Annotated in this window: 21 protein-coding genes; all 21 read left to right on the top strand. The window is 46.5% G+C overall.

Annotated features, from left to right (window positions below):
• Nucleotide 1 precedes the first annotated feature (1 nt).
• The 21 genes from trmFO to fliY all read left to right on the top strand — a co-directional run bounded on the left by trmFO (nt 2) and on the right by fliY (nt 17,653).
• Nucleotides 2-1,321 carry an FADH(2)-oxidizing methylenetetrahydrofolate--tRNA-(uracil(54)-C(5))-methyltransferase TrmFO gene (gene trmFO, locus GCA01S_RS02925; protein WP_017437097.1) on the top strand — a complete coding sequence of 440 codons (1,320 nt, stop codon included), beginning with the start codon at nt 2-4 and terminating at the stop codon, nt 1,319-1,321.
• A gap of 39 nt (nt 1,322-1,360) precedes the next feature.
• Nucleotides 1,361-2,263, top strand: coding sequence for a tyrosine recombinase XerC (xerC, locus tag GCA01S_RS02920; protein WP_017437096.1), 903 nt, complete (start codon nt 1,361-1,363; stop codon nt 2,261-2,263).
• 28 nt (nt 2,264-2,291) lie between these two features.
• Nucleotides 2,292-2,834 carry an ATP-dependent protease subunit HslV gene (gene hslV / locus GCA01S_RS02915; RefSeq protein WP_017437095.1) on the top strand — a complete coding sequence of 181 codons (543 nt, stop codon included), beginning with the start codon at nt 2,292-2,294 and terminating at the stop codon, nt 2,832-2,834.
• A 19-nt stretch (nt 2,835-2,853) separates the two neighbouring features.
• On the top strand, nt 2,854-4,251 hold the full coding sequence (hslU, locus tag GCA01S_RS02910; RefSeq protein ID WP_017437094.1) for an HslU--HslV peptidase ATPase subunit: 1,398 nt from the start codon (nt 2,854-2,856) through the stop codon (nt 4,249-4,251).
• Nucleotides 4,252-4,287: 36 nt separating this feature from the next.
• The gene (gene codY / locus GCA01S_RS02905) at nt 4,288-5,067 is read left to right on the top strand and encodes a GTP-sensing pleiotropic transcriptional regulator CodY (RefSeq protein WP_017437093.1); all 780 of its coding nucleotides are present in this window, start codon (nt 4,288-4,290) and stop codon (nt 5,065-5,067) included.
• A 203-nt stretch (nt 5,068-5,270) separates the two neighbouring features.
• Entirely contained in the window at nt 5,271-5,663 is a 393-nt protein-coding gene (gene flgB, locus GCA01S_RS02900; protein WP_042407108.1) for a flagellar basal body rod protein FlgB, read from the top strand.
• Nucleotides 5,664-5,666: 3 nt separating this feature from the next.
• A complete protein-coding gene (gene flgC / locus GCA01S_RS02895) occupies nt 5,667-6,125 on the top strand; it encodes a flagellar basal body rod protein FlgC (protein ID WP_017437091.1) in 459 nt (152 codons plus the stop codon).
• A gap of 14 nt (nt 6,126-6,139) precedes the next feature.
• A complete protein-coding gene (gene fliE / locus GCA01S_RS02890; RefSeq protein WP_017437090.1) occupies nt 6,140-6,436 on the top strand; it encodes a flagellar hook-basal body complex protein FliE in 297 nt (98 codons plus the stop codon).
• 32 nt (nt 6,437-6,468) lie between these two features.
• The gene (fliF, locus tag GCA01S_RS02885; protein WP_017437089.1) at nt 6,469-8,052 is read left to right on the top strand and encodes a flagellar basal-body MS-ring/collar protein FliF; all 1,584 of its coding nucleotides are present in this window, start codon (nt 6,469-6,471) and stop codon (nt 8,050-8,052) included.
• A 12-nt stretch (nt 8,053-8,064) separates the two neighbouring features.
• Entirely contained in the window at nt 8,065-9,084 is a 1,020-nt protein-coding gene (gene fliG, locus GCA01S_RS02880) for a flagellar motor switch protein FliG (protein WP_042407105.1), read from the top strand.
• On the top strand, nt 9,068-9,850 hold the full coding sequence (gene fliH / locus GCA01S_RS02875) for a flagellar assembly protein FliH (protein ID WP_026078624.1): 783 nt from the start codon (nt 9,068-9,070) through the stop codon (nt 9,848-9,850). The genes fliG and fliH overlap by 17 nt, the downstream gene beginning before the upstream one ends.
• Nucleotides 9,828-11,144, top strand: coding sequence for a flagellar protein export ATPase FliI (fliI, locus tag GCA01S_RS02870; protein WP_042407102.1), 1,317 nt, complete (start codon nt 9,828-9,830; stop codon nt 11,142-11,144). The genes fliH and fliI overlap by 23 nt, the downstream gene beginning before the upstream one ends.
• 5 nt (nt 11,145-11,149) lie before the next feature.
• Entirely contained in the window at nt 11,150-11,593 is a 444-nt protein-coding gene (fliJ, locus tag GCA01S_RS02865; RefSeq protein WP_017437085.1) for a flagellar export protein FliJ, read from the top strand.
• Between the two features lie 4 nt (nt 11,594-11,597).
• Nucleotides 11,598-12,215: a MotE family protein gene (locus GCA01S_RS02860; RefSeq protein ID WP_042407100.1), complete on the top strand. Its 618-nt coding sequence runs from the start codon at nt 11,598-11,600 to the stop codon at nt 12,213-12,215.
• Nucleotides 12,212-13,405: a flagellar hook-length control protein FliK gene (locus GCA01S_RS02855; RefSeq protein WP_052510011.1), complete on the top strand. Its 1,194-nt coding sequence runs from the start codon at nt 12,212-12,214 to the stop codon at nt 13,403-13,405. Before GCA01S_RS02860 ends, GCA01S_RS02855 begins: the two co-directional genes overlap by 4 nt.
• Before the next feature lie 12 nt (nt 13,406-13,417).
• Complete coding sequence (gene flgD, locus GCA01S_RS02850) at nt 13,418-13,843, top strand: flagellar hook assembly protein FlgD (RefSeq protein ID WP_017437082.1); 426 nt, start codon at nt 13,418-13,420, stop codon at nt 13,841-13,843.
• A gap of 20 nt (nt 13,844-13,863) precedes the next feature.
• Nucleotides 13,864-14,724, top strand: coding sequence for a flagellar basal body rod protein FlgG (flgG, locus tag GCA01S_RS02845; protein WP_042407097.1), 861 nt, complete (start codon nt 13,864-13,866; stop codon nt 14,722-14,724).
• A gap of 46 nt (nt 14,725-14,770) precedes the next feature.
• Entirely contained in the window at nt 14,771-14,998 is a 228-nt protein-coding gene (locus tag GCA01S_RS02840) for a flagellar FlbD family protein (RefSeq protein WP_017437080.1), read from the top strand.
• A complete protein-coding gene (gene fliL, locus GCA01S_RS02835; RefSeq protein ID WP_017437079.1) occupies nt 14,985-15,413 on the top strand; it encodes a flagellar basal body-associated protein FliL in 429 nt (142 codons plus the stop codon). Before GCA01S_RS02840 ends, fliL begins: the two co-directional genes overlap by 14 nt.
• A gap of 28 nt (nt 15,414-15,441) precedes the next feature.
• The gene (gene fliM / locus GCA01S_RS02830) at nt 15,442-16,446 is read left to right on the top strand and encodes a flagellar motor switch protein FliM (RefSeq protein WP_017437078.1); all 1,005 of its coding nucleotides are present in this window, start codon (nt 15,442-15,444) and stop codon (nt 16,444-16,446) included.
• A complete protein-coding gene (gene fliY, locus GCA01S_RS02825; protein WP_026078622.1) occupies nt 16,436-17,653 on the top strand; it encodes a flagellar motor switch phosphatase FliY in 1,218 nt (405 codons plus the stop codon). The genes fliM and fliY overlap by 11 nt, the downstream gene beginning before the upstream one ends.
• Nucleotides 17,654-17,675 lie beyond the last annotated feature (22 nt).

Here is a 17,675-nt window from a genome sequence, read left to right as displayed (position 1 = left end):
CGTGAACGAAAAAACAGTAAATGTGGTAGGTGCAGGGCTGGCCGGCAGCGAAGCGGCATGGCAGCTTGCCAACCGGGGCGTCCATGTTCGTCTTTATGAAATGCGGCCGGTGAAACAAACGCCTGCCCATCATACCGATAAATTTGCCGAATTAGTTTGCAGCAACTCATTGCGTGCGAATTCGTTGACGAATGCGGTCGGCGTACTGAAGGAAGAAATGCGCCGCCTGAACTCCGTCATTATCCAGGCGGCGGATGCCTGCGCCGTCCCGGCGGGAAGCGCTTTGGCCGTCGACCGTCACGAGTTTGCCGAACGCGTCACCAATCTTGTGCAAGGCCATCCCAACGTAACGGTTATTCGCGAAGAAGTGACCGACATTCCAAACGGCCCGACGATTATCGCCACCGGACCGTTAACATCGCAAGCATTATCGGAGCGGCTTAAAGAGCTGACAGGCGAAGAGTATTTGTACTTTTACGATGCCGCTGCTCCAATTATTGAAAAAGACAGCATTAATATGGAAAAAGTGTATGTGAAATCACGCTATGATAAAGGGGAAGCGGCCTACATCAACTGCCCGATGACAGAGGAAGAGTTCAACCGCTTTTACGAAGCGCTTATTTCGGCGGAAACAGTGCCGCTAAAAGAATTTGAAAAGGAAATTTATTTTGAAGGATGCATGCCGATTGAAGTGATGGCGCGGCGCGGAAAACAGACGCTTCTCTTTGGACCGATGAAACCGGTCGGCTTAGAAGACCCGCGGACTGGAAAACGGCCATACGCGGTTGTTCAGCTGCGTCAGGATAATGCGGCGGGCACACTGTATAATATCGTCGGTTTCCAAACCCACTTGAAATGGGGGCCGCAAAAAGAAGTAATCCGCCTGATTCCGGGGCTGGAAAATGCGGAAATTGTCCGCTACGGCGTGATGCACCGCAATACATTTATCAACTCTCCAAAATTATTACGGCCGACGTATCAGTATAAGGGACGCGATGATTTATTTTTCGCCGGGCAAATGACCGGTGTGGAAGGATATGTCGAATCGGCGGCATCCGGACTTGTCGCCGGCATCAATGCGGCGCGGCTTGTATTGGGGCAAGAGCTTGTCGTCTTTCCACCGGAAACAGCCATCGGTAGCATGGCCCATTATATTACGTCGGCAGATCCAAAGCATTTTCAGCCGATGAATGCCAATTTCGGCTTATTTGCCCCGCTTGGGGAAAAGATCAAAGATAAACAGCGGCGCAACGAACGTTACGCACAGCGCGCATTGGACACAATTCAGAATTTTATAAAAAATGATTGCAAGGGCTACTAATATATGTTACTATTTAGTAGCCCTTGTGAGGTGTGGAAAATGGAAAATTCGAAAATTGCGTTACAATTGTTCATAGAATATTTACAAATCGAAAAAAATTATTCACAATATACTATTGTGTGTTACCGACAAGATATCGAACAGTTTTTCGAATTTATGAATGAGCAGGGGATTCAGCACTTACATGAAGTAACATATAGCGATGTTCGTCTTTATTTAACAAAACTCTACGGCCAAAAGCAGTCAAGCCGCTCCATTTCACGGAAAATGTCCAGTCTGCGCAGTTTTTATAAGTTTTTGCTGCGGGAACGGAAAGTGAAGGAAAATCCGTTCGCACTTGCAGCGCTGCCGAAAAAAGAACAAAAAATTCCTAATTTTTTATACCCGCAGGAATTAGAATGCCTTTTTCATGTCAATGATGTAAATACGGCAATCGGACAGCGCAACCAAGCGTTGCTCGAGCTTCTTTATGCAACCGGCGTCCGTATTAGTGAATGTTGTCACATTCAGCTTTCCGACATCGATTTTTCTGTTTCAACGATTTTAATTCATGGTAAAGGCAGTAAACAACGCTATGTTCCGTTCGGCCGTTTTGCGAAAGAGGCGTTAGAACGCTACATCCGTCAGGGGCGGCGAGAGCTTCTTGAAAACGCGAAAACCGAGCATGCGTATTTGTTTGTCAACGCCCGCGGCAATCCGTTAACACCTCGGGGGGCACGTTATATTTTGGATGAAATCGTCAAAAAGGCGGCGCTTACGCAGCATATCAGCCCGCACGTATTAAGGCACACGTTTGCGACTCATTTATTAAATGAAGGAGCGGATATGCGCACCGTCCAGGAATTGCTCGGACATGCGCACCTTTCATCGACGCAAGTGTATACCCATGTCACGAAAGACAGACTCCGACACATTTATTTACATACGCATCCGCGGGCATAACTTTGCCGCCGGCAAGGAGGGAAAGGGAATGGAACAGTTTCACGCGACGACGATTTTTGCGATCCGCCATAATGGAAAAGCGGCGATGGCAGGGGACGGCCAGGTTACATTTGGAAACGCGGTGGTCATGAAACATACGGCAAAAAAAGTGCGCCGGTTATTTCAAGGAAGAGTGTTGGCCGGATTTGCTGGTTCTGTAGCCGACGCCTTTACATTGTTTGAAATGTTCGAAGGAAAGCTGGAAGAGTTTAATGGCAACCTGCCGCGCGCTGCTGTGGAGCTGGCGAAAGAATGGCGCAGCGATAAAGTGTTGCGCCGCCTGGAAGCGATGCTGATTGTCATGGATGAGCGCCATTTGCTGCTCATATCGGGAACGGGCGAAGTCATCGAGCCGGATGATGACATTCTAGCGATCGGCTCCGGCGGAAACTATGCACTGGCGGCAGGGCGCGCGTTGAAGCAATACGCGGGAGAACAATTGTCGGCAAAAGAGATTGCCAAAGCGGCCCTAGAAATAGCGGCCAATATTTGTGTGTATACGAACGAGCACATTATTGTGGAGGAATTGTAAAACGGGAGGAGGGACAGCGATGTCGGAAACACTTACACCTCGGCAAATCGTCGAGAAGCTCGATCAATTCATCGTCGGGCAAAAAGAAGCGAAAAAAGCGGTGGCGATTGCGTTAAGAAACCGATACCGCCGCAGTTTGCTTGACGAAAAATTGCGCGATGAGGTAGTCCCGAAAAACATTTTGATGATCGGTCCGACAGGGGTCGGCAAAACGGAAATTGCGAGACGGCTGGCAAAGCTGGTCGGGGCGCCGTTTGTGAAAGTGGAAGCAACGAAGTTTACCGAAGTCGGATATGTCGGCCGCGACGTCGAATCGATGGTGCGCGATCTTGTCGAAACCTCCGTGCGGCTTGTGAAAGAGCGGAAAATGAACGAAGTGAAAGATCGAGCCGAACAACAGGCCAATAAGCGGCTTGTCGAACTGTTAGTGCCAGGGAGACAAAAGCAAACGATCAAAAACCCTCTTGAATTATTATTTGGCGGCGGGCAATCGTATCAGCAAGAGACGAATCACGGACACGAAGACGAGCATATTGAACAAAAGCGGAAACAGGTCGCCTGGCAGCTTGCCAACGGTCAGTTAGAGGATGAAATGGTGACCATCGAAGTGGAGGAGCAGCAGCCGATGCTGTTTGATTTCCTGCAGGGAGCAGGAATCGAGCAAATGGGAATGAACATGCAGGATGCGCTTAGCAGCCTTATTCCAAAGCGCCGCAAAAAAAGAAGACTAAAAGTGAGCGAGGCGCGCAAAGTGCTGACGAATGAGGAAGCGCAAAAGCTCATTGATATGGACGAAGTCACGCAAGAGGCAGTGCGCCTCGCCGAACAATCCGGCATCATTTTCATCGACGAAATCGATAAAATTGCCCGCAGCGGGCCATCGACGTCTTCCGCCGATGTGTCAAGGGAAGGGGTTCAGCGCGATATTTTGCCGATCGTCGAAGGTTCAACGGTCATGACCAAATACGGCCCGGTAAAGACCGATCATATTTTGTTTATCGCTGCCGGGGCGTTTCATATGGCGAAACCGTCCGATTTAATCCCCGAGCTGCAGGGGCGTTTCCCGATTCGTGTCGAGTTAACGAAACTTTCGGTGGACGATTTCGTAAGAATATTGGTAGAGCCTCATAACGCGCTGATTAAACAATATAAGGCGCTTTTGGCAACAGAAGGTATAAATCTTGAATTTTCTGACGATGCTATTCGTAAGATAGCCGAAGTTGCCTTTGAAGTGAATCAGACGACCGATAATATCGGGGCGAGACGCCTGCACACGATCATGGAAAAACTGCTCGAAGATTTATTGTTTGAAGCCCCGGATATTACGCTAGACAAAGTGGTGATTACACCGCAGTATGTCGAGCAAAAATTAGGAAACATTGTCAAAAACAAAGATTTAAGCGAATTTATTTTGTAACAAATGTAACAAAAAAATAAGGAGGAGAATCAATCAATGAATTTATTAGAAAAGACAAGAAAAATTAACGCAATGCTGCAAAAAGCAGCCGGAAGACCAGTAAACTTTAAAGAAATGGCGGAAACGCTCTGCGAAGTCATCGAAGCAAACGTATTCGTCGTCAGCCGCCGCGGCAAGCTGCTTGGCTTTGCCATCAAACAATCGATTGAAAATGAACGAATGAAAAGAATGCTCGAAGAGCGTCAATTCCCGGAAGAATATACGAAAAACTTATTTAACATTACGGAAACATCCCCTAATATCGATATTAATAGCGAATATACCGCATTTCCAGTGGAAAATCGTGACTTATTTAAAACGGGATTGACGACGATCGTGCCGATCAACGGCGGCGGCGAACGCCTTGGAACGCTTATTTTATCGCGGTTAGATCGCGAATTTAACGATGACGACCTTATTTTGGCGGAGTACGGTGCAACGGTTGTTGGAATGGAAATTTTAAGGGAAAAAGCGGAAGAAATTGAAGAAGAAGCGCGCAGCAAAGCAGTTGTGCAAATGGCGATCAGCTCCTTGTCCTATAGCGAGCTAGAAGCGATTGAGCATATTTTTGAAGAATTAGAAGGTACGGAAGGGCTGCTTGTCGCAAGTAAAATTGCCGACCGCGTCGGCATCACCCGCTCGGTCATCGTCAACGCCCTCCGCAAACTAGAAAGCGCCGGCGTTATTGAATCACGTTCGCTTGGCATGAAAGGAACCTATATTAAAGTCTTAAATGATAAATTTTTGACGGAATTAGAAAAACTAAAATCCAGCTGATAGTAAAAAGGGTCTAAAGGCGGTATATGCCTTTAGGTCCTTTTTATTTCCAATTATAATGATTAAAAAACAAATTTCGACAATCCCCCCTATTGTTGTGATGAAAAATAGTACAATATTCCGGCTATACAATATTTTTTCACTCTCGTAAAATGAATAATAGCATATCTTGTCGAAAAACTAGGATAAAAGAGGGGGTACCTTTGTCATTGTTTTCGCACACAATCAGGATGCTAGAACAAGGACTCGATTATGCGGCATTGCGGGAAAAAGTGATTGCGAACAATATCGCCAATGCAGACACACCGAATTATAAAGCGAAAGACGTTCAGTTTAAGGCGGAACTAGTTCGTGCGATGCATTCGCTGGAGGCAAAACGGACGAATCCAAAACATTTGCCGTTTTCCCATTCAATGAATGAGAAATTTGTCGTAGCGACAAAAGGAAATTTAGTTTACAATCATAATGGAAACAATGTCGACATTGATCGTGAAATGTCAAATTTAGCAGAAAATCAAATTTATTACAATGCGCTAATCGAACGGCTGAACGGAAATTTGACAACGTTAAAAACCGTCATTAGGGGAGGAAAATAATCCATGTCTATTTTCCAAAGTTTAAATATTACCGCCTCGGCGCTAACGGCCCAGCGGCTGCGCATGGATGTGATTTCTTCCAATATGGCTAACATAGATACGACGCGGGCGCGTCTCATCAATGGGAAGTGGGAGCCATATCGCCGCAAACTAGTGGTGATGGAACCGCGTCAGGAAGATTTTAATACATATTTGCAAGCAGCAATGAATCGCTCGGGATCGGTAGGAAATGGGGTAAAGGTAACAAAAATTATAGAGGATTCGACTCCTTTTAAACTTGTTTACGACCCTTCCCATCCGGATGCAGGACCCGACGGCTATGTCCGTCTGCCTAATGTCGACCCGCTGAAAGAAATGGTCGATTTGATCGGTGCAACAAGGTCCTACGAAGCAAACGTCACCGTTTTTAATGCCTCGAAGGGAATGTTAATGAAGGCGTTAGAGATTGGCAAATCATCGTAAAGGGGATAGACAAGATGATACAAGGAATCGGAGGCGCGTTGTTTTCGCATGCAGCGAATGCTGCTAAGCAGACAAAGCCGATAGAGGCGCAAAAACAGTTTTCCGCCTTTTTAAAAGAAGCGCTCCATGAAGTCAATAAGGAGCAAGTGCAGGCGGACCGGCTGACCGAAAAGTTAGTGAGAGGCGAAAATGTCGATTTGCACCAAGTGATGATCGCTTCGCAAAAAGCAAGTATTTCCTTGCAGCTTGCGTTAGAAATCCGCAATAAAGTGGTTGAAGCATATCAAGAAATGATGCGGATGCAAATATAGCGAATCGATTGTGACATAACCGGGGGAATAATATGAGCAATAAATTAAAGGAATGGACCAATCGCTTTACTTTATTTTGGAAAGAGAGAACAAAAAAACAAAAATGGATGGCTGTTTCCGGCCTTATTCTTTTCATCGCGGCTGTCGGCGCCGTCGTCTTTTTCACGACGAGAACCGAGTTTGTGCCGTTATACAGCAATTTAACCCCGCAGGAGGCGGGACAAATTAAAGCGACGCTGGACCAGCGCGGCGTTAAATCGCAAGTGACTAATAACGGTACGACGATCGAAGTGCCAAAAGAGCAGGCCGACTCGCTAAAAGTAGAATTAGCGGCAGAAGGAATACCAAACAGCGGCGTCATTGATTATTCTTTTTTCGGAAAGAATGCCAGCTTTGGCATGACGGATAACGAATTTAACATGGTCAAGCTGAAAGCGATGCAAAATGAGCTCGCCAATTTAATAAAAAGCATTGACGGCGTTGAAGATGCGAAAGTAATGATTAATCTTCCGCAGCCGAGCGTGTTTGTTTCCGATGATAAAGGGGAAGCGTCTGCTTCGATTGTATTGAAAACAAAACCGGGATACCGGTTTAGCGATCAGCAAATTAAAGCATTGTACCATCTTGTTGCCAAAAGCGTCCCTAATCTTCCTACAGATAATATCGTCATTATGAATCAGTTTTTTGAGTACTTCGACTTAAAAAATGATGAAAAATTTTCGACAGGTACAACATTTGCCGCCCAGCAAGAAATAAAAAAACAAATTGAACGCGATATCCAGCGGCAAGTCCAGCAAATGTTAGGAACGATGATGGGACAGGATAAGGTCGTCGTATCGGTAACGGCGGATGTCGACTTTACCCAGGAAAAGCGGGAAGAAGACCTTGTCGCCCCTGTCGATGAAAAAAATAATGAAGGCATTGCCGTAAGCGTGCAGCGCATTAAAGAAACGTATTCCGGCAATGGCGCCCGTCCTGGCGGCACCGCCGGCACAGGCCAAAACGAGGTGCCGAGCTATCAGGCCGGTACAGGCGAAACAAACGGCGATTATGAGCGGACGGAAGAGACGATCAACAACGAAGTGAATAAAATTAAAAAACATATTGTCGAAAGTCCCTATAAAATTCGCGATCTAGGCATTCAGGTGATGGTAGAGCCGCCTGACCCGAAAAATCCAAATTCGCTGCCGCTGCAGACGATCAATGACATTCAAAAAATATTAGGAACGGTTGTCAGAACCTCTATTGATAAAGGGTACGGACAAACATTAACCGATCAAGATATTAATAACCGTGTTGTTGTTTCGGTACAAAAATTCAATGGAAAACCGACGTTTACCGAACCAAAACAGACGATTCCGATGTGGGTCTATATTGCTGGTGGCGCAGCGCTTGTTCTGCTTATTGTTCTGGCCGTTTTATTGTGGCGCCAGCGCCGGGAAGAAGAGGAAGAGGAAGAAGAAATGTTCGAGCAGCCGGTTGTGCAGCAAATTCCGGACATTCATGAAGAGCATGAGACAGAAGCAACGATGCGCCGCAAACAGTTAGAACGGCTGGCTAAAGAAAAGCCGGATGAATTTGCAAAACTGCTAAGAGCGTGGTTATCGGAAGAGTAGGAGGAACGGCAGATGGCAAAGCGTGACAAAAAGGGGGGGCTGACGGGCAGACAAAAGGCAGCGATTCTGCTCATTTCCCTTGGCCCCGATGTTTCCGCCTCCGTTTATAAACATTTATCGGAAGAAGAAATTGAGAAGCTGACGTTAGAAATCTCTAATGTTCGTCAAGTAACAGCGGATGAGAAAGAAGAAGTGCTAGAGGAGTTTCATCAAATTGCACTGGCACAGGATTATATTGCCCAAGGTGGAATCGCTTATGCGAAAGAAGTGTTAGAAAAGGCGCTCGGTCCGGAGAAAGCGATGAACATCATCAACCGGCTCACATCCGCTTTGATGGTGCGACCGTTCGATTTTGCGCGCAAAGCCGACCCGATGCAAATTTTAAATTTTATTCAAGACGAACACCCGCAAACCATTGCACTTATTCTTTCGTATCTGGAACCTACACAGGCCGGGCAGATTTTGTCCGCCTTGCCGCAAGAAATGCAGGCTGACGTGGCGCGGCGCATCGCCTTAATGGATAGCACCTCGCCGGACATTATTAACGAAGTGGAGCAAATTTTAGAGCGAAGGCTATCGACAACCGTAGTGCAGGACTATACGCAGGCAGGCGGCATCGAAGCAGTCGTTGAAGTATTGAATCAAGTCGACCGCAGCACGGAGCGTACGATTCTCGATGCTCTGGAAATTCAAGATCCGGAACTGGCCGAAGAAATTAAAAAGCGGATGTTTGTCTTCGAAGATATTGTCACTCTTGATAATCGCGCGATCCAGCGCGTCATTCGCGAAGTGGACAACAATGATTTAATGTTGGCGCTGAAAGTAGCGAGTGACGAAGTAAAAGAAGTTGTGTTCCGCAATATGTCGACGCGCATGGCCGAAACGTTTAAGGAGGAAATGCAGTATATGGGTCCTGTCCGTCTGCGAGATGTCGAAGAAGCTCAGTCGCGGATTGTCGCTGTAATCCGCCGCCTCGAAGAAGCAGGAGAGATTGTCATTGCCCGCGGAGGAGGGGATGATATCATTGTCTAACGTCATTAAGGCGCTGTCACTGCAAAACCGAATGGGCAAAAAAACGATTGAAATTAAGCACGTTTTCCATGAACCACCGTATGAAACGGCAAAACCGCCAGAAGACCACGAAGCGGTCATGGAGCAAGCGAAACGGGAAGCAGTGCAAATCAGGCAGGAAGCAGAGCAATATTATGAAGCAATGCGTCAGCAAGTGCTGAAAGAAAAAGAGGAGTGGCGCATTGAAAAGGAGCAGCTTGTTCAATTAGCGCGGAAGGAAGGATATCACGCCGGATTCGAAAAAGGCTGTCAAGAAGCGCTGCAGAACTATGACGAGCTGATCGCAAAAGCCCGTCATATTACCGAATTGGCGAATGTGCAATTTTATGAGCAAATCAACGCATCGGCAGAAACGATTCTCCGCATTGGCATGAAAGTGGCGGAGCGCATTATCGGTGAGGTGTTAGAAAAAGATCCTAATTATTTTTTATCGCTTGTAAAACGGGTGCTCAAAGAAGTCCGCGAGCAAACGGAAGTGACGATTTACGTCCATCCGTTTTCTTATGAAATAGTGGCAAGGCAAAAGGAAGAGTTAAAATCGTTATTTCCACATGAAGTCGATTTATTTATCCATCCAGACGATGAGCTTCAAGAGCATGGCTGTCTTGTCGAAACGCCGTTCGGGCGCATCGATGCGAGTGTCGATACACAGCTTGCGCAAATAAAAGAGAAGCTGTTCGAGCGGATAAAGGAGGGGATGTCCATTGAACTGGCAAGCTCTCCTTGATGAAATTGACAAGCTTGATTCGTATAAACGGTTTGGTAAAGTGTCGCGCGTCATTGGCTTAATGATTGAAGCAAAAGGACCGGAAAGTTCGGTTGGCGACCTCTGCTATATTCATGTCGGCGGTGGCAGACAAAAACAAAAGATCGCGGCCGAAGTGGTCGGGTTTAAAGAGCAGCATGTATTGCTCATGCCGTTTTCGACCATTCAGCATATTTCACCGGGATGTATGGTAGAAGCAACAGGAAAGCCGCTGCAGGTATATGTGGGCCCTTCGTTAATTGGCCAAGTGCTTGACCCGCTTGGGCTTCCTCTTGACGGCAGCCCATTGCCGCAAGGATTGCAGCCGATTTCCATCGAGCGCAATCCGCCCAATCCGCTCACAAGGCCGCCGATCACGGAACCGATTGAAGTTGGAGTGCGTCTCATTGATAGCTTGCTTGCCGTCGGCAAAGGGCAGCGCGTTGGCATTTTTGCCGGTTCTGGCGTCGGCAAAAGCACGCTGATGGGAATGATCGCCCGCCATACGAACGCCGATATCAATGTGATCGCGTTAATTGGCGAACGCGGGCGTGAAGTGCGTGAATTTCTTGAACGCGATCTTGGCCCGGAAGGATTGGCGCGCTCGATTGTCGTTGTCGCCACCTCTGATCAGCCTGCGCTGATGCGCGTAAAAGGAGCGTATACCGCCACCGCGATCGCCGAATATTTCCGCGACCAAGGAATGGACGTCATGTTTATGATGGATTCGGTGACGCGCGTGGCGATGGCACAGAGGGAAATCGGGCTGGCGATCGGCGAACCGCCGACAACAAAAGGCTATACGCCGTCCGTATTTGCGGTTTTGCCAAAACTGTTGGAGCGCACAGGGACAAACGCGTACGGCACGATCACCGCCTTTTATACGGTGCTTGTCGACGGTGATGATATGAATGAACCGATAGCCGATACGGTCCGCGGCATTTTAGACGGTCATTTCGTCCTTGAGCGCAACTTAGCCAATAAAGGGCAGTACCCGGCGATTAACGTATTAAAAAGCGTAAGCCGCGTGATGAACCATATTGTTACTCCGGAGCACCGGCAAGCGGCAAATAAACTGCGCCAGCTCCTGTCCACTTATATAGATTCGGAGGACTTAATCAATATAGGGGCGTACAAGCGCGGATCTTCAAAAGAAATTGATGAGGCGATTCGGTTTTATCCGAAAATCATGTCGTTTTGCAAACAAGATGTGCATGAAAAAATGACGAGGGATGAAAGCATTCAAATGCTGCTTCATCTCGTGCAAACAGGGTGAAGAACATGGGATATGCGTTTAAGCTGCAAAAAGTGCTGGCGATGAAAGAAAACGAAAAAAATTTGGCGATGAGGGAATACGACGAAGCAGTACGGCGCTTTGAGGAAGCGGCGGAAAAATTATATGAGCTGCTGAAACAAAAAGAGGAACACGAAGAAATACATAAGCAAAAACTGCAATTAGGGCTGTCCGTTCAAGACATCCGCCATTTTCAACAGTATATTGCCAGTCTAGAGCGAACGATTCATCATTATCAAATTTTAGTGATGCAGGCTAGAGAACAAATGCAGCGCAAACAAATAAAACTGACCGAGCTTAATATGGAAGTAAAAAAGTACGAAAAAATGAAAGAAAAATATATACAGGCCGTTCAGCATGCGGAAAAGATGGCGGAAATCAAATGGATGGACGAAATTTCTGTTCAACGCTTTACATATCGGGGAGATTAAGAAGATGGAAAGAAACCAGGAAATAGAGAAAGAGAGCAGACTGCAATGGTTTTTATTCATCGTTGTCATCCCAGCATTGTTTGCGATCACATTAGCGGTTGTCATCATGGCGATTGCCGGTGTAAATGTGATGGACGCGGTAAAGACATACAGCAACAACATCCCGATCATCTCGCAATATATTGATGTGCAAAAGACGCAAAAGAAATTAGGAGCGACGATTGAGAAGCAAAACGAAATGATTGCCCAACAAAAGAAACGAATCCGCAGCCTGGAAAATAAATTGTCGGCGAAACAGCAAGAAGTGGATCAATTGAAACAAGAGCTGGAATATTTACAGCAACAACAGGCAAAGCCATTTGCGGAAGAGGCAGCGGCCGAGGGCGAAACGGTCACAATGGAAGACGTTGTAAATATATATAGCACCATGTCAGAGAAAAACGCTGCATCAATTTTGGCTACGATGTCGGAAAGCGACGTGCTCACGATTTTGTCAGCATTAGACAGCGACAAAGCGGCGGCAATTTTAGAAAAAATGCCGCTTGATCAGGCAGCCAAATATACGTCTATGCTGGCAAGACGCGCGGAAGAAAATCAACTAGCAGAGGGGGCGGCCCGGTGAAAATTGCAGCAAACCTTCCACCATTAGGACAATCCATGACAGGATCAGCGGAAAAATCCGCTGCAAAACTGGCGGAAAAAAAAGGGGAATGGAGCCTGTTTCAGCAGCTGCTTGCCACAGTCAAAGCGGATGCAAAAGATAAAGTGGAAAATGCAGCTCTGTCAGAAAAACGTTCTCCATCGGCTGAAGGTGAAAAAGGTGCAGTCCGCCAAAGCGGGATGGAAGAATGGGCGGCATATCTTCTTTTTCTGCTTAACGGCATGACAGGAGACGAGAAAGCGACCCCTTCGCTGTCTTTTCCTGGCGATGCCCATCATCTTATCAGAAATAAAGAAATGATTGCGTCACTCATTCGGCAAATCAATAACGGCAAGGATCAAAGCGAGCTAATGGAACAAATCCGCAGCATGACAGCAGATGAACGGATAAAAGATTTGGTCCAGCCATTATTGCAAAACGGCATCACGTCAGAAAGCACAGGAGCGAAAGATGGACAAGCAGTTTGGCAAGAATGGCTGAAAAAATTTTTGGCGCAGGAAAAGAAAGGGGAAGGAGCCTCCTATAACGGCAGAAAACTAGAAAGATCGCTGTTCCAGCATCCATTTTCCTTTTCGTCTCATTTCAATAGAGATATTTCTTCTTCAATAACGGCTGTGCGCAATGTAGAAAGGCAGGACTTTACACCGCTGTTTCCGCTGTTTCCGCCGAATGGAACGATGGGAACGTCGCAGGACAATATTCCGGTAATTACAGTGGAGCAAACACTGCCGGAACAAAAGGCAAGCGAACCGTTTCTCCAGCGACTGGCGAATGTGCTTCAGTCAGGCCGCTTTACCCGCTTTCAAAATGGAAATGCGCAGCTAGTCATTCGCCTTCATCCGGAGCATTTAGGAACATTGACGGTAAAGATGGTGCGGGAACAAGGAGCATTGACCGCCAAGCTTATCGTATCGACCGATTCCGCCAAAGCGCTGCTGGACGCCAATTTGCCGCAGCTCTATCAAATATTGGACACCCAGCATATAACGGTCGAGAAATGGAACGTATGGACGGAACACCACTATACCCCTAGATTTTATCAAGGAGGGCAGGAACAAGGACAAAAACAACAACAGCAGCGAAAAGAAGAGAAACTGAAAAGACAGCCGCTTTCCCATTTCACCGTGGAAATGTTGGATGCGGAAGCATAGGAGGGGAGAAAGATGGAGACAAATGGCATTGATGCCAGCTTGCTGCTAGATAGCTATAAGCCTCCCGAACGAAAGACGGGAAATCAAATATTAGGAAAAGATGATTTTTTAAAAATATTGCTTGCCCAATTGCAAAACCAAGACCCGCTAAACCCGATGGAAGATAAAGACTTTATTGCGCAAATGGCGACGTTTTCGTCGCTAGAACAAATGATCAATATTTCAAGCATGTTCGAACGGTTTATGCAGACGCAAAATAATCAAGCGCTGCTTCGCTACAGTGAATGGATTGGCAAAAACGTATATTGGCAAGAAGATGGAAACACGAAAAGCGGGATCGTGAAATCGGTGTCGCAAAAAGATAATCAAATTTTTCTAGAGTTGGATAATGGCGCAACAGTCGAAGCAAGCCTTGTCGTGAAAGTAGAATCTAAATAAATGAAAGGGAGAGGATTGCGATGCTTCGTTCGATGTATTCCGGAATTGGTGCCATGAGAAATTTCCAAACGAAATTAGATGTCATTGGCAACAACATTGCAAATGTCAATACATATGGATTTAAAAAGGGAAGAACGATTTTTAAAGACTTAATCAGCCAAACGATTGCCGGAGCAAGCGGACCGAGCCAGGAACGGGGCGGAGCGAACCCGCGTCAAGTCGGCTTGGGCGCGCAGCTGGCGGCGATTGATACGGTCCATACACAAGGAAGCTTGCAAACGACGGGCCGCGTTCTTGATTTAGCGATTTCCGGAGACGGATTTTTTGTTCTTGGGGAAGAAACACAGCAAACGATTACCAATCCTGTGTTTACAAGGGCGGGGAATTTTTATCTAGATCAAGAAGGAAGAATTGTCAATAGCGATGGCTTATATCTCATTGGCCAATATTACAATCAGCAAACAAACCAATTCGAAGATAAAGTAAGTACAATCACGATTCCGACAGATGCGCAAAGCGTCAGCATTGGTGCAGATGGGACTGTGAATTATATTGACGAAGATGGAAAGTTGCAAATAGCAGGAAAAATTCTCCTTGCGAAGTTTGCCAATAACGACGGTTTAGAAAAAGTCGGGGGAAACTTATTTAGAGAAACATCCAACTCCGGCAGTATTTTGGATCCACAAGGAAAATTTATACTGCATGAACCTGGAACGGGCGGAACCGGCGAGATTGTTTCCGGTGCTTTAGAGATGTCCAACGTCGACCTTTCTGAAGAATTCACGGAAATGATTGTCGCCCAGCGCGGCTTTCAGGCCAATGCCCGCATTATTACGACATCGGATGAAATTTTGCAGGAGCTTGTCAACTTGAAGAAATAGCGAAGGGGGGAGGGTACTAGCCGCCATCTAGTACCCTAATACATACATGATTACACTGACTAGGCTCAATGGCAAAAAGTTTGTGCTAAATGCGCTTTATATTGAACAAGTCGAGGCATTTCCGGATACGACAGTTACACTAACGAATGGAAAAAGATTTGTTGTCCGCGAATCCGTACAGGAGGTTGTTGATTTAGTCAGCGATTTTTATCGGCAAGCCGCGGTGTTTCGTTTACCGCGAGATTTAGGAGGATCCGACAGTGAAAAGCAATAAATTAGTCAAAACGATGGTCACTATCCTTGTGGTGATTGCTCTCATCGGTACAGTAGCGCTAATCGCGGTGATGAAACTGACCGGTCAAAAAGAAACAGGAGCGCCAAGTGTGGATGAAATTGTCGAAAGTTCATTCGATATTCCGGACATTACAACCAATCTGGCAGACGGAAGCTATGTAAAAGTTTCCTTTAAAATTCAAACCGACAGCAAAGATGGCAAGGAAGAAGCAGAAAAACGCGATTTTCAAATTAAAAACATCATTATCGAAGAACTTGCCGAAATGAAGGCGGAAAACTTTAAAGGAAAAAAAGGAATGATCGCGTTAGAGGAGCGGTTAAAACAGCAAATTAACCAAGTCATGCAAGAAGGAAAAGTAGAGCAAGTATATATTACCTCCTTTATCCTCCAATAGCCTGTACCGCAAGGGGGGAACGATCATAATGACGAATGGGGAAGTATTGTCGCAAAGCGAAATAGACGCGCTTTTAGCGGCGTTGTCCACTGGAGAAATGAGCGCGGAAGAATTAAAAAAAGAAGAAGAAGGCAGACGTGTCAAAGTCTATGATTTTAAGCGGGCGCTTCGTTTTTCGAAAGACCAAATTCGCAGTTTGACGCGCATTCACGAAAATTTTGCTAGATTATTAACAACGTTTTTCTCCGCCCAGTTGCGCACGTATGTGCAAATATCAGTGGCATCTGCCGATCAAATTCCGTATGAGGAGTTTATCCGCTCCATTCCAAAAATGACGATCATCAACGTTTTTGAAGTTCCGCCGCTGAACGGGCATATCTTGATGGAAGTAAATCCAAATATCGCGTATGCCATGCTTGACCGCGTGATGGGCGGCAGAGGAACAAGCATGAATAAAGTAGATAACTTGACGGAAATTGAAACGCGGATCATGTCCAATCTGTTTGATAAAGCGTTTGCCAATTTGCGCGATGCCTGGGAATCGGTGGCCGACATCAATCCCGTTTTAGCCGATTTCGAAGTAAACCCGCAGTTTTTGCAAATGATATCGCCGAATGATACGGTGGTCGTTATTTCGTTAAACACACAAATCGGCGAAGCGAGCGGGATGATGAATATTTGCATACCGCACGTCGTGCTCGAGCCGATTATGCCAAGATTATCGGTTCATTATTGGATGCAAACGCAAAAAAAAGAAAGTTCTCCGGAGGAAGAAAAAGCGCTTGAGGAGCGGATTCGTTTGGCGAAGCTGCCGATTATTGCCGAGCTTGGCACGGCAGCGATTACGATTGAAGAATTTTTGCAGCTCGAAGTCGGCGATGTCATTGAGCTTGCGCAGTCGATTCACCAGCCGCTTTTAGTGAAAGTCGGTGATATTCCAAAATTTATTGGACAGCCGGGGAAGAGAAATAAAAAGCTGGCGGTTCAAATTTTAGGTACGGTTAAGGGGGACGAAAATGACGATGATGAATGATGGTATGCTATCGCAAGATGAAATCGATGCGCTGCTGCGCGGAGTAGGCGAAACCGACAGCCTTCCAGCATTAGCGGACATATTGTCCCCATTAGAACAAGATGCGCTCGGGGAAATTGGCAACATTTCGTTTGGAAGCTCGGCGACAGCGCTGTCGATGCTGTTAAATCAAAAGGTGGAAATTACGACGCCAAGCGTCTCCATTATTGAACGGAAAAATGTAGCCGATGAATTTCCAATGCCGTATGTAGCGATTCAAGTGAATTATACGGAGGGGTTTTTGGGGACGAACCTGCTGGTTATCAAACAGGATGATGCGGCGATCATTGCCGATTTGATGCTAGGCGGGGACGGGAAAAGCACAAGCGGCTCTTTAGGAGAAATCCAGTTAAGCGCGGTGCAGGAAGCGATGAACCAAATGATGGGTTCGGCAGCGACATCGATGTCGACCGTTTTTGGAAAACGAGTCGATATTTCTCCCCCGACCATTCATTTGCTGGACATAAAGGAAGGGGAAGGGCTTGAGTATTTACCGGATGAAGAGATATTGATTAAAGTTTCGTTTCGCTTGAAAATTGGCAGCTTAGTAGATTCGAACATTATGCAGCTATTGCCTGTCGATTTCGCAAAAGAGATTGTACAACAGCTCCTTCAGCCTGACGGCCATGAAAAAGAGCCTTCCGAGGGCGTCTTATATGCAGGACAAAAGGATAACGCGGGGGAAGAAAAAGCACCGCAATGGGAAACGGAAGAGACAGGCCGCACGCAGCCAGTCCCTTCGGTCCATTATGCTGACGGCGCAGCGGCTTCTTATTCCCATCATGATGCGGAACGGTCCATTGCATCGCATTCCAGCCGTTTTGCCGGAAGCGGGAAAACAACGGTGCGGAACATTCAAACGGCCGATTTTGCCGAATTTGAACCTTCCCCGCCAGCGGAAGCAGAGGTGAAAAATTTATCGCTGCTTCTCGATGTTCCGTTGCAAGTAACGGTCGAATTAGGGCGGACGAAGCGCTCCGTCCAGGAAATTTTGCATTTATCGGCCGGATCGATTATTGAATTGGATAAACTGGCTGGGGAACCTGTCGATATATTGGTCAATAATAAGTTAATCGCTAAAGGAGAAGTGGTCGTGATTGACGAAAATTTTGGTGTTCGCGTGACCGATATCATTAGCCCAGGCGATCGTTTAAAAAGATTAAAATAGTCGTTTAGGAGGTTTATAGGAA

Origin of the sequence: Parageobacillus caldoxylosilyticus NBRC 107762, assembly GCF_000632715.1 — a bacterium.
Lineage (GTDB): Bacteria > Bacillota > Bacilli > Bacillales > Anoxybacillaceae > Saccharococcus > Saccharococcus caldoxylosilyticus.
Note: the sequence above shows the minus strand (reverse complement) of the source record. Positions and strands in the feature narration are given on the sequence as shown.

Bases quoted from the DNA above. Each gene is read 5' to 3' on its own strand.
- xerC (WP_017437096.1), top strand. From the start codon at position 1,361: ATGGAAAATTCGAAAATTGCGTTACAATTGTTCATAGAATATTTACAA.
- hslV (WP_017437095.1), top strand. From the start codon at position 2,292: ATGGAACAGTTTCACGCGACGACGATTTTTGCGATCCGCCATAATGGA.
- hslU (WP_017437094.1), top strand. From the start codon at position 2,854: ATGTCGGAAACACTTACACCTCGGCAAATCGTCGAGAAGCTCGATCAA.
- codY (WP_017437093.1), top strand. From the start codon at position 4,288: ATGAATTTATTAGAAAAGACAAGAAAAATTAACGCAATGCTGCAAAAA.
- flgC (WP_017437091.1), top strand. From the start codon at position 5,667: ATGTCTATTTTCCAAAGTTTAAATATTACCGCCTCGGCGCTAACGGCC.
- fliE (WP_017437090.1), top strand. From the start codon at position 6,140: ATGATACAAGGAATCGGAGGCGCGTTGTTTTCGCATGCAGCGAATGCT.
- fliF (WP_017437089.1), top strand. From the start codon at position 6,469: ATGAGCAATAAATTAAAGGAATGGACCAATCGCTTTACTTTATTTTGG.
- fliG (WP_042407105.1), top strand. From the start codon at position 8,065: ATGGCAAAGCGTGACAAAAAGGGGGGGCTGACGGGCAGACAAAAGGCA.
- fliH (WP_026078624.1), top strand. From the start codon at position 9,068: ATGATATCATTGTCTAACGTCATTAAGGCGCTGTCACTGCAAAACCGA.
- fliJ (WP_017437085.1), top strand. From the start codon at position 11,150: ATGGGATATGCGTTTAAGCTGCAAAAAGTGCTGGCGATGAAAGAAAAC.
- GCA01S_RS02860 (WP_042407100.1), top strand. From the start codon at position 11,598: ATGGAAAGAAACCAGGAAATAGAGAAAGAGAGCAGACTGCAATGGTTT.
- flgD (WP_017437082.1), top strand. From the start codon at position 13,418: ATGGAGACAAATGGCATTGATGCCAGCTTGCTGCTAGATAGCTATAAG.
- flgG (WP_042407097.1), top strand. From the start codon at position 13,864: ATGCTTCGTTCGATGTATTCCGGAATTGGTGCCATGAGAAATTTCCAA.
- GCA01S_RS02840 (WP_017437080.1), top strand. From the start codon at position 14,771: ATGATTACACTGACTAGGCTCAATGGCAAAAAGTTTGTGCTAAATGCG.
- fliM (WP_017437078.1), top strand. From the start codon at position 15,442: ATGACGAATGGGGAAGTATTGTCGCAAAGCGAAATAGACGCGCTTTTA.
- fliY (WP_026078622.1), top strand. From the start codon at position 16,436: ATGATGAATGATGGTATGCTATCGCAAGATGAAATCGATGCGCTGCTG.